General features: G+C 69.8%; 15 protein-coding genes. 11 read left to right on the top strand and 4 right to left on the bottom strand.

Features of this window, described 5'->3' with window-relative positions:
- Positions 1 to 75 precede the first annotated feature (75 nt).
- Together FGF04_RS20465 and FGF04_RS20455 are read left to right on the top strand one after the other, a co-directional pair.
- Positions 76 to 777 (top strand): HAD family hydrolase, encoded by a 702-nt coding sequence (locus FGF04_RS20465; protein WP_149512767.1) that lies wholly within the window; start codon positions 76 to 78, stop codon positions 775 to 777.
- A gap of 434 nt (positions 778 to 1211) precedes the next feature.
- Positions 1212 to 2825 (top strand): ABC transporter substrate-binding protein, encoded by a 1614-nt coding sequence (locus FGF04_RS20455; protein ID WP_149512766.1) that lies wholly within the window; start codon positions 1212 to 1214, stop codon positions 2823 to 2825.
- Positions 2826 to 2978: 153 nt separating this feature from the next.
- On the opposite strand, the gene FGF04_RS20450 is transcribed toward FGF04_RS20455, so the two are convergent.
- Positions 2979 to 3650: a response regulator gene (locus FGF04_RS20450; RefSeq protein WP_016639462.1), complete on the bottom strand. Its 672-nt coding sequence runs from the start codon at positions 3648 to 3650 to the stop codon at positions 2979 to 2981.
- A gap of 73 nt (positions 3651 to 3723) precedes the next feature.
- Entirely contained in the window at positions 3724 to 4782 is a 1059-nt protein-coding gene (locus tag FGF04_RS20445; RefSeq protein ID WP_235882422.1) for a RecB family exonuclease, read from the bottom strand.
- Positions 4783 to 4964: 182 nt separating this feature from the next.
- Here FGF04_RS20445 and FGF04_RS20440 point away from each other — a divergent pair, with 182 nt between their 5' ends.
- The 3 genes from FGF04_RS20440 to FGF04_RS20430 all read left to right on the top strand — a co-directional run bounded on the left by FGF04_RS20440 (position 4965) and on the right by FGF04_RS20430 (position 8358).
- Positions 4965 to 6614 carry a site-2 protease family protein gene (locus tag FGF04_RS20440; RefSeq protein ID WP_149512765.1) on the top strand — a complete coding sequence of 550 codons (1650 nt, stop codon included), beginning with the start codon at positions 4965 to 4967 and terminating at the stop codon, positions 6612 to 6614.
- A 53-nt stretch (positions 6615 to 6667) separates the two neighbouring features.
- Positions 6668 to 7573, top strand: coding sequence for a tRNA (adenine-N1)-methyltransferase (locus FGF04_RS20435; protein ID WP_149512764.1), 906 nt, complete (start codon positions 6668 to 6670; stop codon positions 7571 to 7573).
- A gap of 197 nt (positions 7574 to 7770) precedes the next feature.
- Entirely contained in the window at positions 7771 to 8358 is a 588-nt protein-coding gene (locus tag FGF04_RS20430) for a hypothetical protein (RefSeq protein ID WP_149512763.1), read from the top strand.
- 55 nt (positions 8359 to 8413) lie between these two features.
- On the opposite strand, the gene FGF04_RS20425 is transcribed toward FGF04_RS20430, so the two are convergent.
- Complete coding sequence (locus tag FGF04_RS20425) at positions 8414 to 8728, bottom strand: ferredoxin (protein ID WP_149512762.1); 315 nt, start codon at positions 8726 to 8728, stop codon at positions 8414 to 8416.
- Positions 8729 to 8982: 254 nt separating this feature from the next.
- Here FGF04_RS20425 and arc point away from each other — a divergent pair, with 254 nt between their 5' ends.
- The 6 genes from arc to prcA all read left to right on the top strand — a co-directional run bounded on the left by arc (position 8983) and on the right by prcA (position 15125).
- A complete protein-coding gene (gene arc, locus FGF04_RS20415; protein WP_149512760.1) occupies positions 8983 to 10749 on the top strand; it encodes a proteasome ATPase in 1767 nt (588 codons plus the stop codon).
- Between the two features lie 234 nt (positions 10750 to 10983).
- Complete coding sequence (gene dop / locus FGF04_RS20410; RefSeq protein ID WP_188114156.1) at positions 10984 to 12495, top strand: depupylase/deamidase Dop; 1512 nt, start codon at positions 10984 to 10986, stop codon at positions 12493 to 12495.
- A 156-nt stretch (positions 12496 to 12651) separates the two neighbouring features.
- Positions 12652 to 12867 carry a ubiquitin-like protein Pup gene (locus FGF04_RS20405; RefSeq protein WP_030672428.1) on the top strand — a complete coding sequence of 72 codons (216 nt, stop codon included), beginning with the start codon at positions 12652 to 12654 and terminating at the stop codon, positions 12865 to 12867.
- Between the two features lie 42 nt (positions 12868 to 12909).
- Positions 12910 to 13515: an endonuclease VII domain-containing protein gene (locus tag FGF04_RS20400; RefSeq protein WP_149512759.1), complete on the top strand. Its 606-nt coding sequence runs from the start codon at positions 12910 to 12912 to the stop codon at positions 13513 to 13515.
- Positions 13467 to 14312, top strand: coding sequence for a proteasome subunit beta (prcB, locus tag FGF04_RS20395; protein ID WP_149512758.1), 846 nt, complete (start codon positions 13467 to 13469; stop codon positions 14310 to 14312). The genes FGF04_RS20400 and prcB overlap by 49 nt, the downstream gene beginning before the upstream one ends.
- A gap of 57 nt (positions 14313 to 14369) precedes the next feature.
- Positions 14370 to 15125 carry a proteasome subunit alpha gene (gene prcA, locus FGF04_RS20390; RefSeq protein ID WP_149512757.1) on the top strand — a complete coding sequence of 252 codons (756 nt, stop codon included), beginning with the start codon at positions 14370 to 14372 and terminating at the stop codon, positions 15123 to 15125.
- A gap of 196 nt (positions 15126 to 15321) precedes the next feature.
- On the opposite strand, the gene FGF04_RS20385 is transcribed toward prcA, so the two are convergent.
- Positions 15322 to 16338 carry a LacI family DNA-binding transcriptional regulator gene (locus tag FGF04_RS20385; RefSeq protein WP_149512756.1) on the bottom strand — a complete coding sequence of 339 codons (1017 nt, stop codon included), beginning with the start codon at positions 16336 to 16338 and terminating at the stop codon, positions 15322 to 15324.
- Positions 16339 to 16523 lie beyond the last annotated feature (185 nt).

Genomic DNA, 16523 nt, shown 5'->3' with positions numbered 1-16523 from the left:
GTACACTGGTCGGTCCAGTGCAGGCCGGTCCCCACCCGGGACCGGCCTTCTCGTCCCCCTACGGAGGTGCGCCACATGACCAGTACGGTCCCCGCGTCAGGCATCCGTACGGCCGAGGGCTCCGCCCTGCAGGCCGTGCTCCTCGACATGGACGGCACCCTGGTGGACACCGAGGGCTTCTGGTGGGACGCCGAGGTCGAGGTCTTCGCGAAGCTGGGCCACGAACTGGACGAGTCCTGGCGCCACGTGGTGGTCGGCGGCCCGATGACCCGCAGCGCCGGCTTCCTCATCGAGGCCACCGGCGCGAAGATCACCCTCCCCGAGCTCACGGTGCTGCTGAACGACGGCTTCGAGGACCGCATCGCCCGCACCCTGCCGCTGATGCCCGGCGCCGCGAGACTCCTGGCCGAACTCGCCGCGCACCGCGTCCCCACCGCCCTGGTCTCCGCCTCGCACCGCCGCATCATCGACCGCGTCCTGGTGTCGCTGGGCGCCCAGAACTTCGACCTCACCGTCGCCGGCGACGAGGTGGAGCGGACCAAGCCCTTCCCCGACCCGTACCTCCTCGCCGCCGCGGGGCTGGGTGCGGATCCGGCCAGGTGCGTGGTGGTCGAGGACACCGCCACCGGGGTGGCCGCCGCCGAGGCCGCCGGCTGCCACGTCGTGGCCGTACCCTCGGTGGCACCGATCGCGCCGGCAACGGGACGGACCGTCGTACCCTCCCTCGAACAGGTCGACCTGCCTTTTCTACGAGGCCTGATGACGCTAAAGCGCTAATCGTTCACCCACGGTGCACAAGGGAATGCGAAAAGCCGCGCGGTAACGCCGGAGGATTTATTTGATCGTCTTCGGGGGGCCGTTCGACCGGCCGAATTGTGGTCCACCCCAACGGAGTTGAGAGTGTGACGTTCGCCACTCCACGGGGGGTCGACAGTGTGGCTCCGATGTGTCGGGGAACCCGTTTCGCGCGTGTTACCCGTTCCCTTGTGTCCCGATTCGTAGAACGCTGTACGAATCCTTCCGCTGTCGGTTTTTCGGTGCGTCCACGCCCGGTTTCGCAGCGTGATGGACACTCAAGTCCGGTACCTGCCGGACGCCACGCCGACGCGGACTAATCTCATCGCGAGAACATCGACGTGACCCCCGTTTCCCGTACGCAACACCCCGGCCCGCCGGGATAGCGGGATCTACAGCCCTGGAGAACTTCGAGCATGAACCGTAAGACTTTGGTGCTGCCGGCCGTGATCGGTCTGCTCGCGCCGGTCCTCGCCGCTTGTGGGGGTTCCGACAGCGGGAGCGAGGGTGCCAAGGCCATCGTTGTCGGCACCACCGACACGTTCAGCGCCTCGAAGGACACCCCGGCTCCGTTCGACCCGGCCTACGCGTACGACGTCGGCTCCTGGAACGTGCTGCGCCAGACGGTCCAGACCCTGATGGCCATGCCCAACGGCGGCGGCGACCCGGTCCCGGAGGCCGCCGAGGAGTGCGGCTTCACCGACTCGGGCAACGAGCGCTACGCCTGCACGCTGCGCAAGGACCTCAAGTTCTCCAACGGCGACCCGATCGTCGCCGAGGACGTGAAGTTCTCCGTCGACCGCGCGCTGCGCATCAAGGCCGACACCGAGGTCTCCTCGCTGCTGTCCACGGTCGACACCGTGGAGACCAAGGGCGACCGCGAGGTGATCTTCCACCTCAACACCGCGGACGCCACCTTCCCGTTCAAGCTCTCCACGCCGGTCGCGGGCATCGTCAACCCCGACGACTACGAGAAGAACAAGCTGCGCGACGGTCTTGAGATCAGCAGCTCCGGCCCCTACACCTTCAAGGCCGAGGCCGACGGGGACGACGCGGTCACCAAGATGGTCTTCACGAAGAACCCCTACTACAAGGGGATCTCGCAGCTGAAGAACGAGAAGGTCGAGCTGCGGTCCTTCCCCGACGGGCCGGACTCCATGGGCGCCGCGCTCGACAAGGGCGACATCGACATGATGACCCGCACCATGTCGCCGGAGCAGATCAAGAAGCTGCAGAACGCCAAGGACAGCAAGATCGACCTCATCGAGCAGCCCGGGCTCGAAATCCGCTACATCGGCTTCGACGTCGAGAAGCCGACGCTGAAGGAGAAGGCGGTCCGCCAGGCCGTCGCCCACATCGTCAACCGCAGCGAACTGACCTCCAAGGTCTACGGCTCCGGCGCCGACCCGCTGTACTCGATGGTCCCGGCCACGGTCACCGGCCACGCCAACTCGTTCTTCAACGAGTACGGCGAGCCCAGCGTCGCCCAGGCCAAGGCGGTCCTCACCGCGGCGAACGTCACGACGCCGGTCAAGTTCACCATGAACTACACGACGGACCACTACGGCTCCGCCACCAAGACCGAGTTCGAGGTCCTGCAGAAGCAGCTCAACGACACCGGCCTCTTCGACGTCGCCATCAAGGGCGAGAAGTGGGACACCTACCGTCCCAAGCAGCGCGAGCGCAAGTTCGCCGTCTACGGCATGGGCTGGTTCCCCGACTTCCCGGACGCCGAGACCTTCCTGACGCCGTTCCTGGACAAGGACAACACCATCGCGTCGCCGTACGTGAACACCCGCATCCGCAACGACCTGATCCCGGAGTCCCGGCGCGAGGCCGACCGCCTCTCCGCCTCGAAGAGCTTCGACGAGATCCAGAGCATCGTCGCCAAGGACGTCCCGCTGCTGCCGCTGTGGCAGGGCAAGCAGTACGTCGCCGTGCGGGACGACATCACCGGTGCCGAGTACGCGGTCAACTCCTCCGCCACGCTGCAGCTCTGGGAGCTCGGCCGCGGCGTCGGCAGCGACTGACCCACCGCCCGACACGAACGGCCGGCCCCGCCCCGACGGCGGGACCGGCCGTTCGCGCGTACCGCGGGCGTGACCGCAGCACGGAGGGCCGCCCCCGCGACCGGGGACGGCCCTCTCGTCGCACCGACGCCCCCGCGGGGCCCCGGGAACCGCTCACTGCGCGCCGGGACGCACCAGACCGCTCTCGTACGCGTACACGGCGGCCTGCACCCGGTCCCGCAGCCCCAGCTTGGTGAGCACATGGCCCACATGCGTCTTGACCGTGGTCTCGCTGACGAACAGGTCGGCGGCGATCTCCGCGTTCGACAGGCCGCGCGCCACCAGCTTCAGCACCTCCACCTCGCGCTCGGTGAGCGTGTGCAGGGTGTCCGGCACGGGCTCGTCGCCCGACGGCAGGTGACCCGCGTACTTGTCGAGCAGCCGGCGCGTGATGCTCGGCGCCAGCATGGCCTCGCCCGCGGCCACCACCCGGATCGCCTGCACCAGTTCGTTGGCCGGCGCGTCCTTCAGGAGGAAACCGCTGGCACCGGCCCGCAGCGCCTCCACCACGTACTCGTCGAGGTCGAACGTCGTCAGGACGAGCACCTTCGCCGGACCGTCCCGGCCGGGACCGGTGATCTGCCGGGTCGCCTCGACCCCGTCCATCCTCGGCATGCGGATGTCCATCAGCACCACATCGGGCTGCAGGGCGCGCACCTGGTCGAGTGCCTGGAGACCGTCACCGGCCTCGCCGACGACCGCGATGTCCTGCTCGGCCTCCAGGATCATCCGGAACCCGGTGCGCAACAGGGGCTGGTCGTCGACCAGTAGGACGCGGATGGCCACGTGAGTCTCCTTCGCTAGTCCGGCCCCATTCTGCCCTGCGCACGCCCCGCGGCCCGCCGCAGGGCGGAACGTCCTACGGGGTTTCGCCGGAACCCGGCGCACGCACCGGCAGCGGATACGGCGGGGGAGTGCCGCCGAACTCCGGGCAGACCGCCTGGTGGTCGCACCAGCCGCACAGCTTGGTCGGCCGCGGACGCCAGTCACCGGTCTCCGTCGCGAGCCGGATCGCCTCCCACAGCGAGTGCAGCTTGCGCTCCACCCGCTCCAGATCGGCCGGCACCGGGTCGTACGTGAGCACGTCGCCGCTGCCGAGGTAGACGAGCTGGAGCCGGCGCGGGACGACGCGCTTCAGCCGCCACACCACGAGGGCGTAGAACTTCATCTGGAACAGCGCGCCCTCCGCGTACTCCGGACGCGGGGCCTTGCCCGTCTTGTAGTCGACGATGCGCACGTCACCGGTGGGCGCCACGTCGACGCGGTCGATGATGCCGCGCAGCTTCAGGCCCGAGTCGAGCTCGGCCTCCACGAACAGCTCGCGCTCGGCCGGTTCGAGACGGGTCGGGTCCTCCAGCGTGAACCAGCGCTCGACCAGCCGCTCGGCCTCGCCGAGCCAGCGCGCCAGCTTCTCGCCCGCCGCCTGCTCGTCCGGGTCCGCGAACAGCTCGGCGAGCTCGGGGCGGGCCTCCCGCAGCCGGTCCCACTGCCCCGGGATCAGCGACTTCGCCCGCGGCGCGGTCCGCTCGACGGCGGGGGAGTCGAAGAGCCGCTCCAGCACCGCGTGCACCAGCGTCCCCCGGGTCGCCGCCTCGCTCGGCTTCTCGGGCAGCTTGTCGATCACCCGGAACCGGTACAGCAGCGGGCACTGCATGAAGTCACCGGCCCGGGACGGCGACAGGGAGGCGGGCGGCACGGCCACCCGCACGGACGCGGGGGTCTCCGCGCCCTGCGCGCCGTCCGCACCACCGTCCGGACCGGCGGCCGTGGATCCGGACGCCGTGTCCTGGGCCGGTCCGCCCCCGTCCGGGCCGGCCGTCGCGGTCTCGGCGGCCGCCGTCTCGGACGGCCTGACCGCTTCGGGGCCGGCCGGGGTGACGCCGTCGAAGCCGCCGCTGCCGTCGGTGCTGGTTTCCATGACGTCAGACCTTACGGCCCGCCACCGACACCGCGACGCACGGTGATCTGCGCGTCGCACACCCGTACGGGAAACGGAGGGGGTGCCGACGCCGAACATGCCGCAACGGCCGCATACCATCGACCAGAAGACCTCTCGCGTGCATGATCGCGAGCGGGACACGCGTCGAACGAGGGGACATCGTGGACGAGAGCGGCGGGAGCGGGCAGCCGCGATCCGGCACGGACGAGGCGGACGGGCGCCGCACGGGTCGGCCGCGCCCCGGCGACCCGGCGGCCACGCCGGCCCGGCCGCCCTCCGACCAGGAACCGGCCGGCCCGGGGACCCCGGCGGAACAGCCCGGCCCGGCCCGTCCCGAGCCGGCCGAGGACACCCCGTCCGCACCGCACCTGCGGAAGGACCCCGCCACCGAGGACACCCCGGCGGACCCCGCTGACGACACACAACCGCCCGCCACGGCCGACCGACCTGTCCCGCCGGCTGACGCGGCCGACCGGCCCGTCCCGCCCTCCTCGGACACCTCGCCCCCCGCGGACCCCGCGGACGCCCCGCCCCCCGGCCACGCGGCCGGGCAGTCGCACGGTGCCCATCGGGCCGAGGCCCACACCAGCCACCCCGCGACCGCGAACGCGCCCGCCCCCAAGAAGGGCAGGCGGGGCCCCGGTACCAAGCGGTCCAAGGAACCCGGCGGCGGCCTCCTCATGGGCCGCCCCTTCGGCGTACCCGTGTACGTGGCCCCCAGCTGGTTCCTCGTCGCCGCACTCATCACCTGGGTCTTCGGCGGCCAGCTCGAACGGGTCCTGCCCGAACTGGGCATGGCCCGCTACCTCGTCTCGCTCTTCTTCGCCGTCGCCTTCTACGCCTCCGTGCTCGTCCACGAACTGGCCCACACGGTCGCGGCCCTGCGCTTCAAACTGCCCGTGCGCCGCATCCAGCTGCAGTTCTTCGGCGGCGTCTCCGAGATCGAGAAGGAGTCCGAGACACCCGGCCGCGAGTTCGTCCTCGCCTTCGTCGGCCCCCTGCTCTCCCTGATCCTCAGCGGCGTCTTCTACGTCGCGCTCCAGGCCGTCGAACCGGGCACCGTCCCCGGCGTCCTGCTGGCCGGCCTGATGATCTCGAACCTGATCGTCGCCGCCTTCAACCTGCTCCCCGGCCTCCCCCTCGACGGCGGCCGCATGCTGCGGGCCGTCGTCTGGAAGATCACCGGCAGACCGATGGCCGGCACCGTCGCCGCGGCCTGGGTCGGCCGCGCCCTCGCGATCTCCGTCCTCATCGGGCTGCCCCTGCTCACCCACTCCGGCGCGCTCGGCGCGGACGCCGAGGACATCGGCGGCATGGACACCGTCATGGACGCCCTGCTCGCCGCGATCCTGGCCGCGATCATCTGGACCGGCGCCGGCAACAGCCTGCGCATGGCCCGCCTGCGCGAACACCTGCCCGATCTCAGGGCCCGCGCCCTCACCCGGCGCGCGGTCCCCGTCGAGACCGACACCCCGCTCTCCGAGGCGCTGCGCCGCGCCAACGACGCCGGCGCCCGCGCCCTCGTCGTGGTGGACACCGACGGCGAACCCCTCTCCCTCGTCCGCGAGGCCGCCATCGTCGGCGTACCGGAGCACCGCCGCCCCTGGGTCGCCGTCAGCGGCCTGGCCCAGGACCTCACGGACGGCATGCGCGTCTCCGCCGAACTCGCCGGCGAGGACCTCCTGGACGTCCTGCGCGCCACCCCGGCCACCGAGTACCTCGTGGTGGAGGACTCCGGCGAGATCTACGGCGTCCTCTCGGCGGCGGACGTGGAGAAGGCCTTCGTCAACGCGATGGCCCGCCCGAGCTGAGACCCGCCCCCGAGTGGTCGGAAGCCCCGGAGGGGACCGGTAGGCTGGGTCACATGTCCGAACCGACCGGTGCCGCCCGCCGACGCGGGCCCTTCAAGGTCGGGGACCAGGTACAGCTGACCGACCCCAAGGGCCGCCACTACACGTTCACGCTCGAAGCAGGGAAGAACTTCCACACCCACAAGGGTTCCTTCCCGCACGACGAGCTGATCGGCGCACCCGAGGGCAGCGTTGTCCGCACCACGGGGAACGTCGCCTATCTGGCGCTGCGCCCCCTGCTCCCCGACTTCGTCCTGTCCATGCCCCGCGGCGCCGCCGTGGTCTACCCCAAGGACGCGGGGCAGATCCTGGCCTTCGCCGACATCTTCCCCGGCGCACGCGTCGTGGAGGCCGGCGTGGGCTCCGGCTCCCTCAGCACCTTCCTGCTCCGCGCCGTGGGCGACCAGGGCATGCTGCACTCGTACGAGCGCCGCGAGGACTTCGCCGAGATCGCCCGGCAGAACGTGGAGCGCTACTTCGGCGGCCCCCACCCCGCCTGGCAGCTCACCGTCGGCGACCTCCAGGACAACCTCTCGGACACCGAGGTCGACCGCGTCGTCCTCGACATGCTCGCCCCCTGGGAGTGCCTGGAGGCCGTCTCCAAGGCGCTCGTCCCCGGTGGCATCGTCTGCTGCTACGTGGCGACCACCACCCAGCTCGCCCGGACCGTCGAGTCCATCCGCGAGATCGGCTGCTTCGCCGAGCCGAGCGCCTGGGAGTCGATGGTCCGCAACTGGCACATCGAAGGTCTGGCCGTCCGCCCCGACCACCGCATGATCGGCCACACCGGCTTCCTGCTCACCGCCCGCCGCCTCGCGGACGGCGTGGAACCGCCCATGCGCCGCCGCCGCCCCTCCAAGGGCGCGTACGGCGAGGACTACTCCGGCCCGAACGCCGACGGCGGAGCCCCCGGCCGCTGAGACGCCCCGCGTCCCGGTACCGCACACAACGCGCGACCACCGTGGCCGAGTTCCCGGACACCCCCGGGGACTCGGCCACTGCCCGTTTCCCCTCAGGTTTCCGCCGGTACCGCCGACCCCACCGTTCCCCCGCGGTGTGACGTGTGGCACCATGCTGGCCACCCCACCGGCACAGCCCTCACAGGAGACACTTCCTAGTGCAGCACTCCGCCGTCCCGGAACTGGCCGAGGAACTGGCCCACACGCACACCCGCCCGATCCACTGGGTGGCCACAGCGACAGCGCTCGCCGCGGTCGTCGCGGCCTCCGCCCTCCTGCAGCCCGACGAGGCCACGGCCGTCCAGCACGGCACCGAGGCGAAGGCGGCCCCGGCCGCCGCGGCGCCCCCGGACCCGGCCCGCGCGGACTTCCCCCTCGACTGCGGCCCCGCGAAGGTGCTCGTCCAGAAGAAGGCCTCCGGCGACCTCGACGGCGACGGCCTCCCCGAGACGGCCGCCGTCGTCCGCTGCGAAGCCGGCTCCGGCACCCCGCCCAGCGGCGTCTACGTCCTCACCGGCGCCGGCGGTGCCTCGAAGCCCCGCGTCGTCGCCACCCTCGTCGACCCGCAGGACCGGCTCTCCGTCGGCGACTTCGCCCTGCGCGACGCCGCGGTCACCGCGACCCTCTTCGGCTACTCCTCGCCCGACGTGCCCAGTTGCTGCCCCGACGTCAACGAGGAAGCCAAGTGGGAGTGGAAGAACGGCGCATTCGTCCGCTCGACACCGCCCGCGGCCCGGAGCATGTGAGAAGAAAGACAAACGTGCCCAACCGGGCACCGGACGACCTCCGGCGCCCGCGGACTCACTCCGCGTCCGGACCGTAGACCTCGACGCTGTCCGACACGCGGCGCACATGGATGCAGTCGCCCGGACACTCCTTCGCGGAGTCGGCCACATCACGCAGAAGCGTCAGAGGCACCGGCGTCGTCGCCCCCGGAGCCTGCAGCAACTCGTCGTCGGGGCCCTTCACGTAGGCGAGCCCGTCGATGTCCAGTTCGAACACCTCGGGCGCGTACTGCGCACAGATCCCGTCACCGGTGCACAGGTCCTGGTCGATCCAGACCTCCAGGGCCTCGCCGCCGGCTCCGGCCTCCTGCTGCACGGGCTGCACCGTCATCTTCTCCCTGCCGTTTCCTGCGCCGAGCGGCCCGAAGGCTGGGAATCGGGCCAGCTCCGACGGGTGTTGAACACGTCGACCCTACCTCCGTCGGCTTCCCGGGCGCGTTGGGTGGGTATTCCACTGGCGTGAGGGAGAGCGCAAGGGTGAAGATCGGACACACCCCGACCGTCTTTGTGATCTAGGGGTTTCAATCGACACCCACCCAGGTAGGGTCTGGAAGCGTCCAGCTCCCCTTGGAGGAGGTGAGGACCGTGGCAGCCCACGACGACGACATGAACCGCGGCATCCGCCCGGGACGAGGGTCCGACGACCCGTCCGGGCAGGTTGCCTACCTTGAGCAGGAGATCGCCGTCCTGCGACGCAAGCTCGCCGACTCTCCGCGACACACGAGGATTCTCGAAGAGCGGATCGTCGAGCTGCAGACGAACCTGGCAGGTGTGTCCGCACAGAACGAGCGGCTCGCCAACACCCTCCGAGAGGCCCGCGACCAGATCGTGGCACTCAAGGAGGAGGTCGACCGGCTCGCACAGCCGCCGGCCGGCTTCGGTGTGTTCCTCGCGGCGAACGAGGACGGCACCGCCGACATCTTCACCGGAGGCCGCAAACTCCGCGTGAACGTCAGCCCGGGCGTCGAGCTCGAAGAGCTCCGGCGCGGCCAGGAACTGATGCTCAACGAAGCGCTCAACGTGGTCGAGGCCATGGAGTACGAGAGCGTCGGCGACATCGTCACCCTGAAGGAGATCCTCGAAGACGGGGAACGCGCCCTCGTGGTCGGGCACACCGACGAGGAGCGGGTGGTGCGGCTCGCCGAGCCACTGCTGGACATCACCATCCGCCCCGGCGACGCCCTGCTCCTCGAACCGCGCTCCGGCTACGTCTACGAGGTCGTGCCCAAGAGCGAGGTCGAAGAGCTCGTCCTCGAAGAGGTCCCCGACATCGGCTACGAGCAGATCGGCGGTCTGGGCGGCCAGATCGAGATGATCCGCGACGCGGTCGAGCTCCCGTACCTCTACCCCGACCTGTTCAAGGAGCACGAACTGCGGCCGCCCAAGGGCGTCCTGCTGTACGGGCCCCCCGGATGCGGCAAGACGCTCATCGCCAAGGCCGTCGCGAACTCACTGGCCAAGAAGGTCGCCGAAGTCACCGGCCAGGCCACCGGCAAGAGCTTCTTCCTCAACATCAAGGGCCCCGAGCTCCTCAACAAGTACGTCGGCGAGACCGAGCGGCAGATCCGCCTCGTCTTCCAGCGCGCCCGCGAGAAGGCCAGCGAGGGCACCCCCGTCATCGTCTTCTTCGACGAGATGGAATCCCTCTTCCGCACCCGCGGATCAGGCGTCAGCTCGGACGTGGAGAACACCATCGTCCCGCAGCTGCTCGCCGAGATCGACGGCGTGGAAGGCCTGCAGAACGTCGTGGTCATCGGCGCCTCCAACCGCGAGGACATGATCGACCCCGCCATCCTGCGCCCCGGCCGGCTCGACGTGAAGATCAAGATCGAGCGTCCGGACGCCGAAGCGGCCAAGGACATCTTCGCCAAGTACCTCACCGAACGCCTCCCGCTGCACTCCGACGACCTCGGCGAGCACGGCGGCAGCAAGTCCACCACCGTACAGAGCATGATCCAGACCGCCGTCGAGCACATGTACACCGAGTCCGAGGAGAACCGCTTCCTCGAAGTCACGTACGCCAACGGCGACAAGGAAGTCCTCTACTTCAAGGACTTCAACTCCGGCGCCATGATCGAGAACATCGTCGGCCGCGCCAAGAAGATGGCGATCAAGGACTTCCTGGAACACAGCCAGAAGGGCCTGCGCGTCTCCCACCTGCTCCAGGCCTGCGTGGACGAGTTCAAGGAGAACGAGGACCTGCCCAACACCACCAATCCGGACGACTGGGCCCGCATCTCCGGCAAGAAGGGCGAACGGATCGTCTACATCCGTACGCTCATCACCGGAAAGCAGGGCGCCGACACCGGACGCTCCATCGACACGGTGGCGAACACCGGTCAGTACCTGTAAAAGACAGGGCGGCTGCGGGTGCCCCCACCGGGCACCCGCAGCCGGCTGTTTTACGGGGCACAGCTGGAGCCGAGCAATGACGCAAATGATCTCCCCACCAGCGCAGAGGCGCTCTAGGCTCTTCGGTACCGCCGAGTCGCGCAGTGCGGGGACGGGCACCGCACACGCACCGGAGCGCCAGCGGTACGTGAGCGGCGTCCCCGACCGAGGGCGCCGCCGGGCAAGGAGGGCCGCATGACCGTACGGCGAGTAATGGGCATCGAGACGGAGTACGGGATCTCCGTCCCCGGCCACCCCAACGCCAATGCCATGCTCACCTCGTCCCAGATCGTCAACGCCTACGCGGCGGCGATGCACCGGGCCCGCCGGGCCCGCTGGGACTTCGAGGAGGAGAATCCGCTGCGGGACGCGCGGGGCTTCGACCTCGCCCGCGAGGCCGCCGACTCCAGCCAGCTCACCGACGAGGACATCGGCCTGGCCAACGTCATCCTCACCAACGGAGCACGGCTCTACGTCGACCACGCACACCCCGAATACAGCGCTCCCGAAGTGACCAACCCGCTCGACGCCGTCCTGTGGGACAAGGCCGGCGAACGCATCATGGCCGAAGCCGCCGAACGCGCGGCCCAGCTCCCCGGCGCCCAGCCGATCCACCTCTACAAGAACAACACCGACAACAAGGGCGCCTCCTACGGCACGCACGAGAACTACCTGATGAAGCGGGAGACCCCCTTCTCGGACATCGTGCGCCACCTCACGCCCTTCTTCGTCTCGCGCCAGGTCGTCACCGGCGCGGGCCGCGTCGGAATCGGTCAGGACGGCCACGAGCACGGCTTCCAGCTCAGCCAGCGCGCCGACTACTTCGAGGTCGAGGTCGGCCTGGAGACCACCCTCAAACGCCCCATCATCAACACCCGCGACGAACCGCACGCGGACGCCGAGAAGTACCGCCGCCTGCACGTCATCATCGGCGACGCGAACCTCTCCGAGATCTCGACCTACCTCAAACTCGGCACCACCGCCCTCGTCCTGTCCATGATCGAGGACGGCTTCATCGCCGTCGACCTCGCCGTGGACCAGCCGGTGCGCACCCTGCACCAGGTCTCCCACGACCCCACCCTCAAGCACCTGATCACCCTGCGCAGCGGCCGCACGCTCACCGCCGTACAGCTCCAGATGGAGTACTACGAACTGGCGCGCAAGTACGTCGAGGAGCGCTTCGGGGCCGACGCCGACGACCAGACCAAGGACGTGCTCACCCGCTGGGAGGACGTCCTGGGCCGCCTGGAGAGCAATCCCATGAGCCTGGCGGGCGAACTGGACTGGGTCGCCAAACGGGAGCTCATGGAGGGCTACCGGCGCCGCGACGACCTCGACTGGGACGCCGCCCGGCTGCACCTGGTCGACCTGCAGTACGCCGACGTACGCCCCGACAAGGGCCTCTACAACCGGCTGGTGGCCCGCGGCCGGATCAAGCGCCTGCTGGACGAGGCGGACGTGGAGCGGGCCGAGACGAAGCCGCCGGAGGACACCCGCGCCTACTTCCGCGGACGCTGCCTGGAGCAGTACGCGGACGACGTCGCGGCCGCCTCCTGGGACTCGGTGATCTTCGACCTGCCGGGCCGGGACTCGCTCCAGCGCGTCCCAACCCTGGAGCCGCTTCGCGGAACGCGTAATCACGTCAAGGAGCTCCTGGACCGCTGCCGTACGGCGGAAGACCTGGTCAAGGTCCTGTCGGGCCACTGAGGCGGCACGAGGGCCTTTTCCGCCCGGCAGGGTGGAAAAGCCGCTGTCCGGGAATCATCGGAGTGGTTCCCGGACGTTGCAGCAACTGCGGGGCCGATGTCGGACCCTGCTTGTAGGGTCTGATCAAGAACGTCGAGACCGAGCGGGGTGAGGGTTATGGCGACCAAGGACACCGGCGGCGGACAGCAGAAGGCGACGCACAACACCGAGGAGGTCGAGGAAGCGCCCGAGGCGCAGGCATCCGAAGACCTCAAGGAACGCCAGGAGAAGCTGAGCGACGACGTCGACTCGGTTCTGGACGAGATTGATGACGTACTAGAGGAAAATGCCGAGGACTTCGTTCGAAGCTTCGTGCAAAAAGGCGGAGAGTAGAGGCTGATCGGCTAGCTTGCCTTCGAAATGAAGGTGCGGGGGATGGTGGGAAGGCTGCCGGAGAAGCGGTGCACGGGCTGCGAGAGGGTTCTCCTTCTCGCTGCCTTTGCGCGGGACAGGAACAGACTCGACGGCCTCCAGGTGCGATGCCGGGAGTGCGTGGCCGAATACAGTGCAGCGCACTACCGGCGCCGACGCGAGGCCGAAGGAAAAGCAGTTCGAGAAAAGGTGGATGTGCCGGCCGGGCACAAGCTGTGCCGGACGTGCGGCGAGATCAAGCCGCACGGTGAGTGGCACCGCAACGCGTCTGCGTCGGACGGTTTCTCCACGCGATGCAAAGCATGTCGGGCCGTGCAGGGGCGGCAGGGTCACCTGAAGCGTCAGTACGGCATGACCGAAGCCGAGCGTGATGCGATGGTCGCCTCTCAAAAGGGGCTCTGCGTGATCTGCCTGAAAGCTCCGGCCGTTCATGTGGATCACTGCCACGAGACGGGTAGGGTCCGTGGCGTACTGTGCTTCAACTGCAATTCGGCCATCGGCAAGTTGGGAGACGATCCCGACGCTGTTCGTCGGGCTGCCGCCTACTTGGAGGGATCCTCGTGGAAGCCAACACTCGTAGCACCGGGCGTCTACCAGCTGCCTTCCTGACGCCCGGGTCGTCGTCCTTCATGGACTTCCTGTCCGCGCACCGGCCCGAGATGCTGCCGGGCAACCGGCAGTTGCCGCCCACGCAGGGAGTGATCGAGGCCCCGCACGGCACGACCATCGTCGCCGTCACCTTCGCCGGCGGCGTCGTGCTCGCCGGCGACCGGCGCGCCACGATGGGGAACGTCATCGCGCAGCGGGACATCGAGAAGGTGTTCCCCGCGGACGAGTACTCGGCCGTCGGGATCGCCGGCACGGCGGGCCTGGCCGTCGAGATGGTGAAGCTGTTCCAGCTGGAGCTGGAGCACTTCGAGAAGGTGGAGGGCACCACGCTCTCCCTGGAGGGCAAGGCGAACCGCCTGTCCACGATGATCCGTTCGAACCTCGGCATGGCCATGCAGGGCCTCGCCGTGGTCCCGCTCTTCGCCGGCTTCGACGTCGACCACGACCGGGGCCGCATCTTCTCGTACGACGTGACGGGCGGCCGTTCCGAGGAGCACGGCTACGCGGCCACCGGTTCCGGTTCGCTCTTCGCCCGCGGTGCGATGAAGAAGCTGTTCCACAAGGATCTGACCGAGGGGCAGGCCACCACGCTCGTCGTGCAGGCGCTGTACGACGCGGCCGACGACGACTCGGCGACCGGTGGTCCCGATGTCGCCCGCCGGATCTACCCGATCGTCACCGTGATCACCGAGGACGGCTTCCGCCGACTCACGGACCAGGAGTCCTCCGAGATCGCCCGCGCGATCCTGGAGCGGCGCCTGGAGCAGCCCGACGGTCCGCGCGCAGAGCTGCTCTGACGGCCCGCGTTCTTTCCAGGTGATCGAGTGACTTCCACAGAAAGGGACGGATAGCCGGTGTCGACGCCGTTCTATGTATCACCCCAGCAGGCGATGGCGGACCGGGCGGAGTACGCCCGCAAGGGCATCGCTCGTGGTCGCAGCCTCGTCGTGCTGCAGTTCGCCGACGGCATCGTGTTCGTCGGTGAGAACCCGTCCCGTGCGCTGCACAAGTTCAGTGAGATCTACGACCGGATCGGGTTCGCCGCGGCCGGCAAGTACAACGAGTACGAGAACCTCCGCATCGGCGGCGTGCGGTACGCCGACATGCGGGGTTACACCTACGACCGTGCCGATGTGACCGCCCGTGGTCTGGCCAACGTCTACGCGCAGACGCTCGGCACGATCTTCTCGTCGGCGGCGGAGAAGCCGTACGAGGTGGAGCTGGTGGTGGCCGAGGTGGGGGAGACCCCCGAGGGCGACCAGATCTACCGGCTGCCGCACGACGGTTCGATCGTGGACGAGCACGGGTCGGTCGCGGTGGGCGGCAACGCCGAGACGATCAGTACGTACCTCGATCAGCGGCACGAGGACGGGATGTCGCTGGCGGAGGCGCTGAAGCTGGCCGTGCAGGCGTTGTCGCGCGACACGAACGGCAGTGAGCGGGAGATTCCCGCGGAGCGTCTCGAGGTCGCGGTGCTGGACCGGACGCGGCCGCAGCAGCGGAAGTTCAAGCGGATCGTGGGGCGTCAGCTTCAGCGGTTGCTGGAGGCCGACGGGGCCTCGACCGCGGCGGAGGCCGAGGATCCGGAGGAGTCGGCCGGCGAGGAGTAGGCTCCTCGACCGTCTTCTGTCGGGTGTGCCCCTGGCCTTGCCGGCCGGGGGCACATCGCGTCTACGGACGGTGCGGGTCCGGTGGGGGCTTGTCGCGCAGTTCCCCGCGCCCCTTAGGGGGAGGGGGCTGAGGTTGCGTATTTCGTGACAGTCGTCCTCGGCTGAGCGCGCAGTTCCCCGCGCCCCTTGCGAGGCCTTATGGGGCTCCTGGTGGGGCCGTGGAGCCTCGGGTCACCAAGGTGACCGGGATGTCGTCGCGGGGTGGGGTGCGGGACTCCAGGACCGCCAGCAGCGCCTGCATGCCCCGTTCGCCGAAGAGTTCCGCGTCCAGGCGGACCGTCGTCAGTTCGGGGTCGAGGGCGGTGGCGAGGGCCAGGTCGTCCAGGCCGGTGACGGAGAGGTCCTCCGGGATGCGCAGGCCCAGGCGGCGGGCGGCCTTGTAGGCGCCGGCGGCCAGTTTGTCGTCGTCGCAGACCAGGGCGGTGGGGCGGGGTCCGGGCGCGGACAGGGCGGCGGTCGCGGCGGTCAGGGCGCCGTCGATGGAGATCGGCGCGGGGGCGGTGCGCAGTGCGGTGCCCGGGACCGCGGCCAGCTGTTCGGCGAGTTCGCGGGCGCGTACCTCGAAGGTCCAGGAGGGGATGTCGGCGGCGAGGTGCAGGAAGCTGCGGTGGCCGAGGCCCAGCAGGTGTTCGGCGACCTGCCGGACGCCGTCGCGGATGTCGAGGTTGACGGTGGCGGCGCCGGTGCTGCCGTCGGGGTCGCTGTCGAGCATGACGAGGGGCAGCTGGTCGCCGCGGATGGCGGTGAGGGCGTCGGCGGCCATGGAGGAGGCGATGACGCCGTCCAGGGCGGCCTGGGCGGAGGCGAAGGGGTCGCGGGCCGGCCCGATGCCCTCGGGGGAGGGGTAGAGGACCACGCCGAACCCGTGTTCGGCGGCGACTCGGGCGGCGCCGGTGTAGACGCCCGCGAAGAACTCGGTGGTGAGGGCCGGGACGACCAGCAGGACGGTGCGGGTGCTGCCGAGGCGGAGGTTGCGGGCGGCGAGGTTGGGCCGGTAGCCGAGTTCGCGGGCGGCTTCCCGTACGCGGTCCGCCGTGGGTTCGGAGACGCGGCCGCGCCACTTGTCGCCGAGGACCAGCGAGACGGCCGCCTGGGACACGCCCGCGGCCTGGGCGACGTCTCGGCTCGTGGGGCGGGCGCTGCCTGCTGCCACCGTCGACCTGTCTTTCTGCTGGACGTCGTGGGCGTGGATCCGTGCGTCCGGATCCGTGCGTCTGGACTCGTGGACTGCGCACATGGTACGTATGACGAAAGACGTTATACGTAAAACTTCCCCCGCTCGCGCCACCCGGCCGGCGGACACGGACGACGGTCGCGGGCGACGGGGCGCGGGCGGCG

Origin of the sequence: Streptomyces apricus, from assembly GCF_008369065.1 — a bacterium.
Lineage (GTDB): Bacteria > Actinomycetota > Actinomycetes > Streptomycetales > Streptomycetaceae > Streptomyces > Streptomyces apricus.
This window is presented reverse-complemented; position numbering and strand designations above follow the sequence as displayed.

Excerpts from the sequence above, each read along its gene's own strand:
- FGF04_RS20435 (WP_149512764.1), top strand. The coding sequence starts at position 6,668 with ATGTCCGAACCGACCGGTGCCGCCCGCCGACGCGGGCCCTTCAAGGTC.
- FGF04_RS20455 (WP_149512766.1), top strand. The coding sequence starts at position 1,212 with ATGAACCGTAAGACTTTGGTGCTGCCGGCCGTGATCGGTCTGCTCGCG.
- FGF04_RS20405 (WP_030672428.1), top strand. The coding sequence starts at position 12,652 with ATGGCGACCAAGGACACCGGCGGCGGACAGCAGAAGGCGACGCACAAC.
- FGF04_RS20445 (WP_235882422.1), bottom strand. The coding sequence starts at position 4,782 with ATGGAAACCAGCACCGACGGCAGCGGCGGCTTCGACGGCGTCACCCCG.
- dop (WP_188114156.1), top strand. The coding sequence starts at position 10,984 with ATGACCGTACGGCGAGTAATGGGCATCGAGACGGAGTACGGGATCTCC.
- FGF04_RS20465 (WP_149512767.1), top strand. The coding sequence starts at position 76 with ATGACCAGTACGGTCCCCGCGTCAGGCATCCGTACGGCCGAGGGCTCC.
- FGF04_RS20400 (WP_149512759.1), top strand. The coding sequence starts at position 12,910 with ATGGTGGGAAGGCTGCCGGAGAAGCGGTGCACGGGCTGCGAGAGGGTT.
- FGF04_RS20425 (WP_149512762.1), bottom strand. The coding sequence starts at position 8,728 with ATGACGGTGCAGCCCGTGCAGCAGGAGGCCGGAGCCGGCGGCGAGGCC.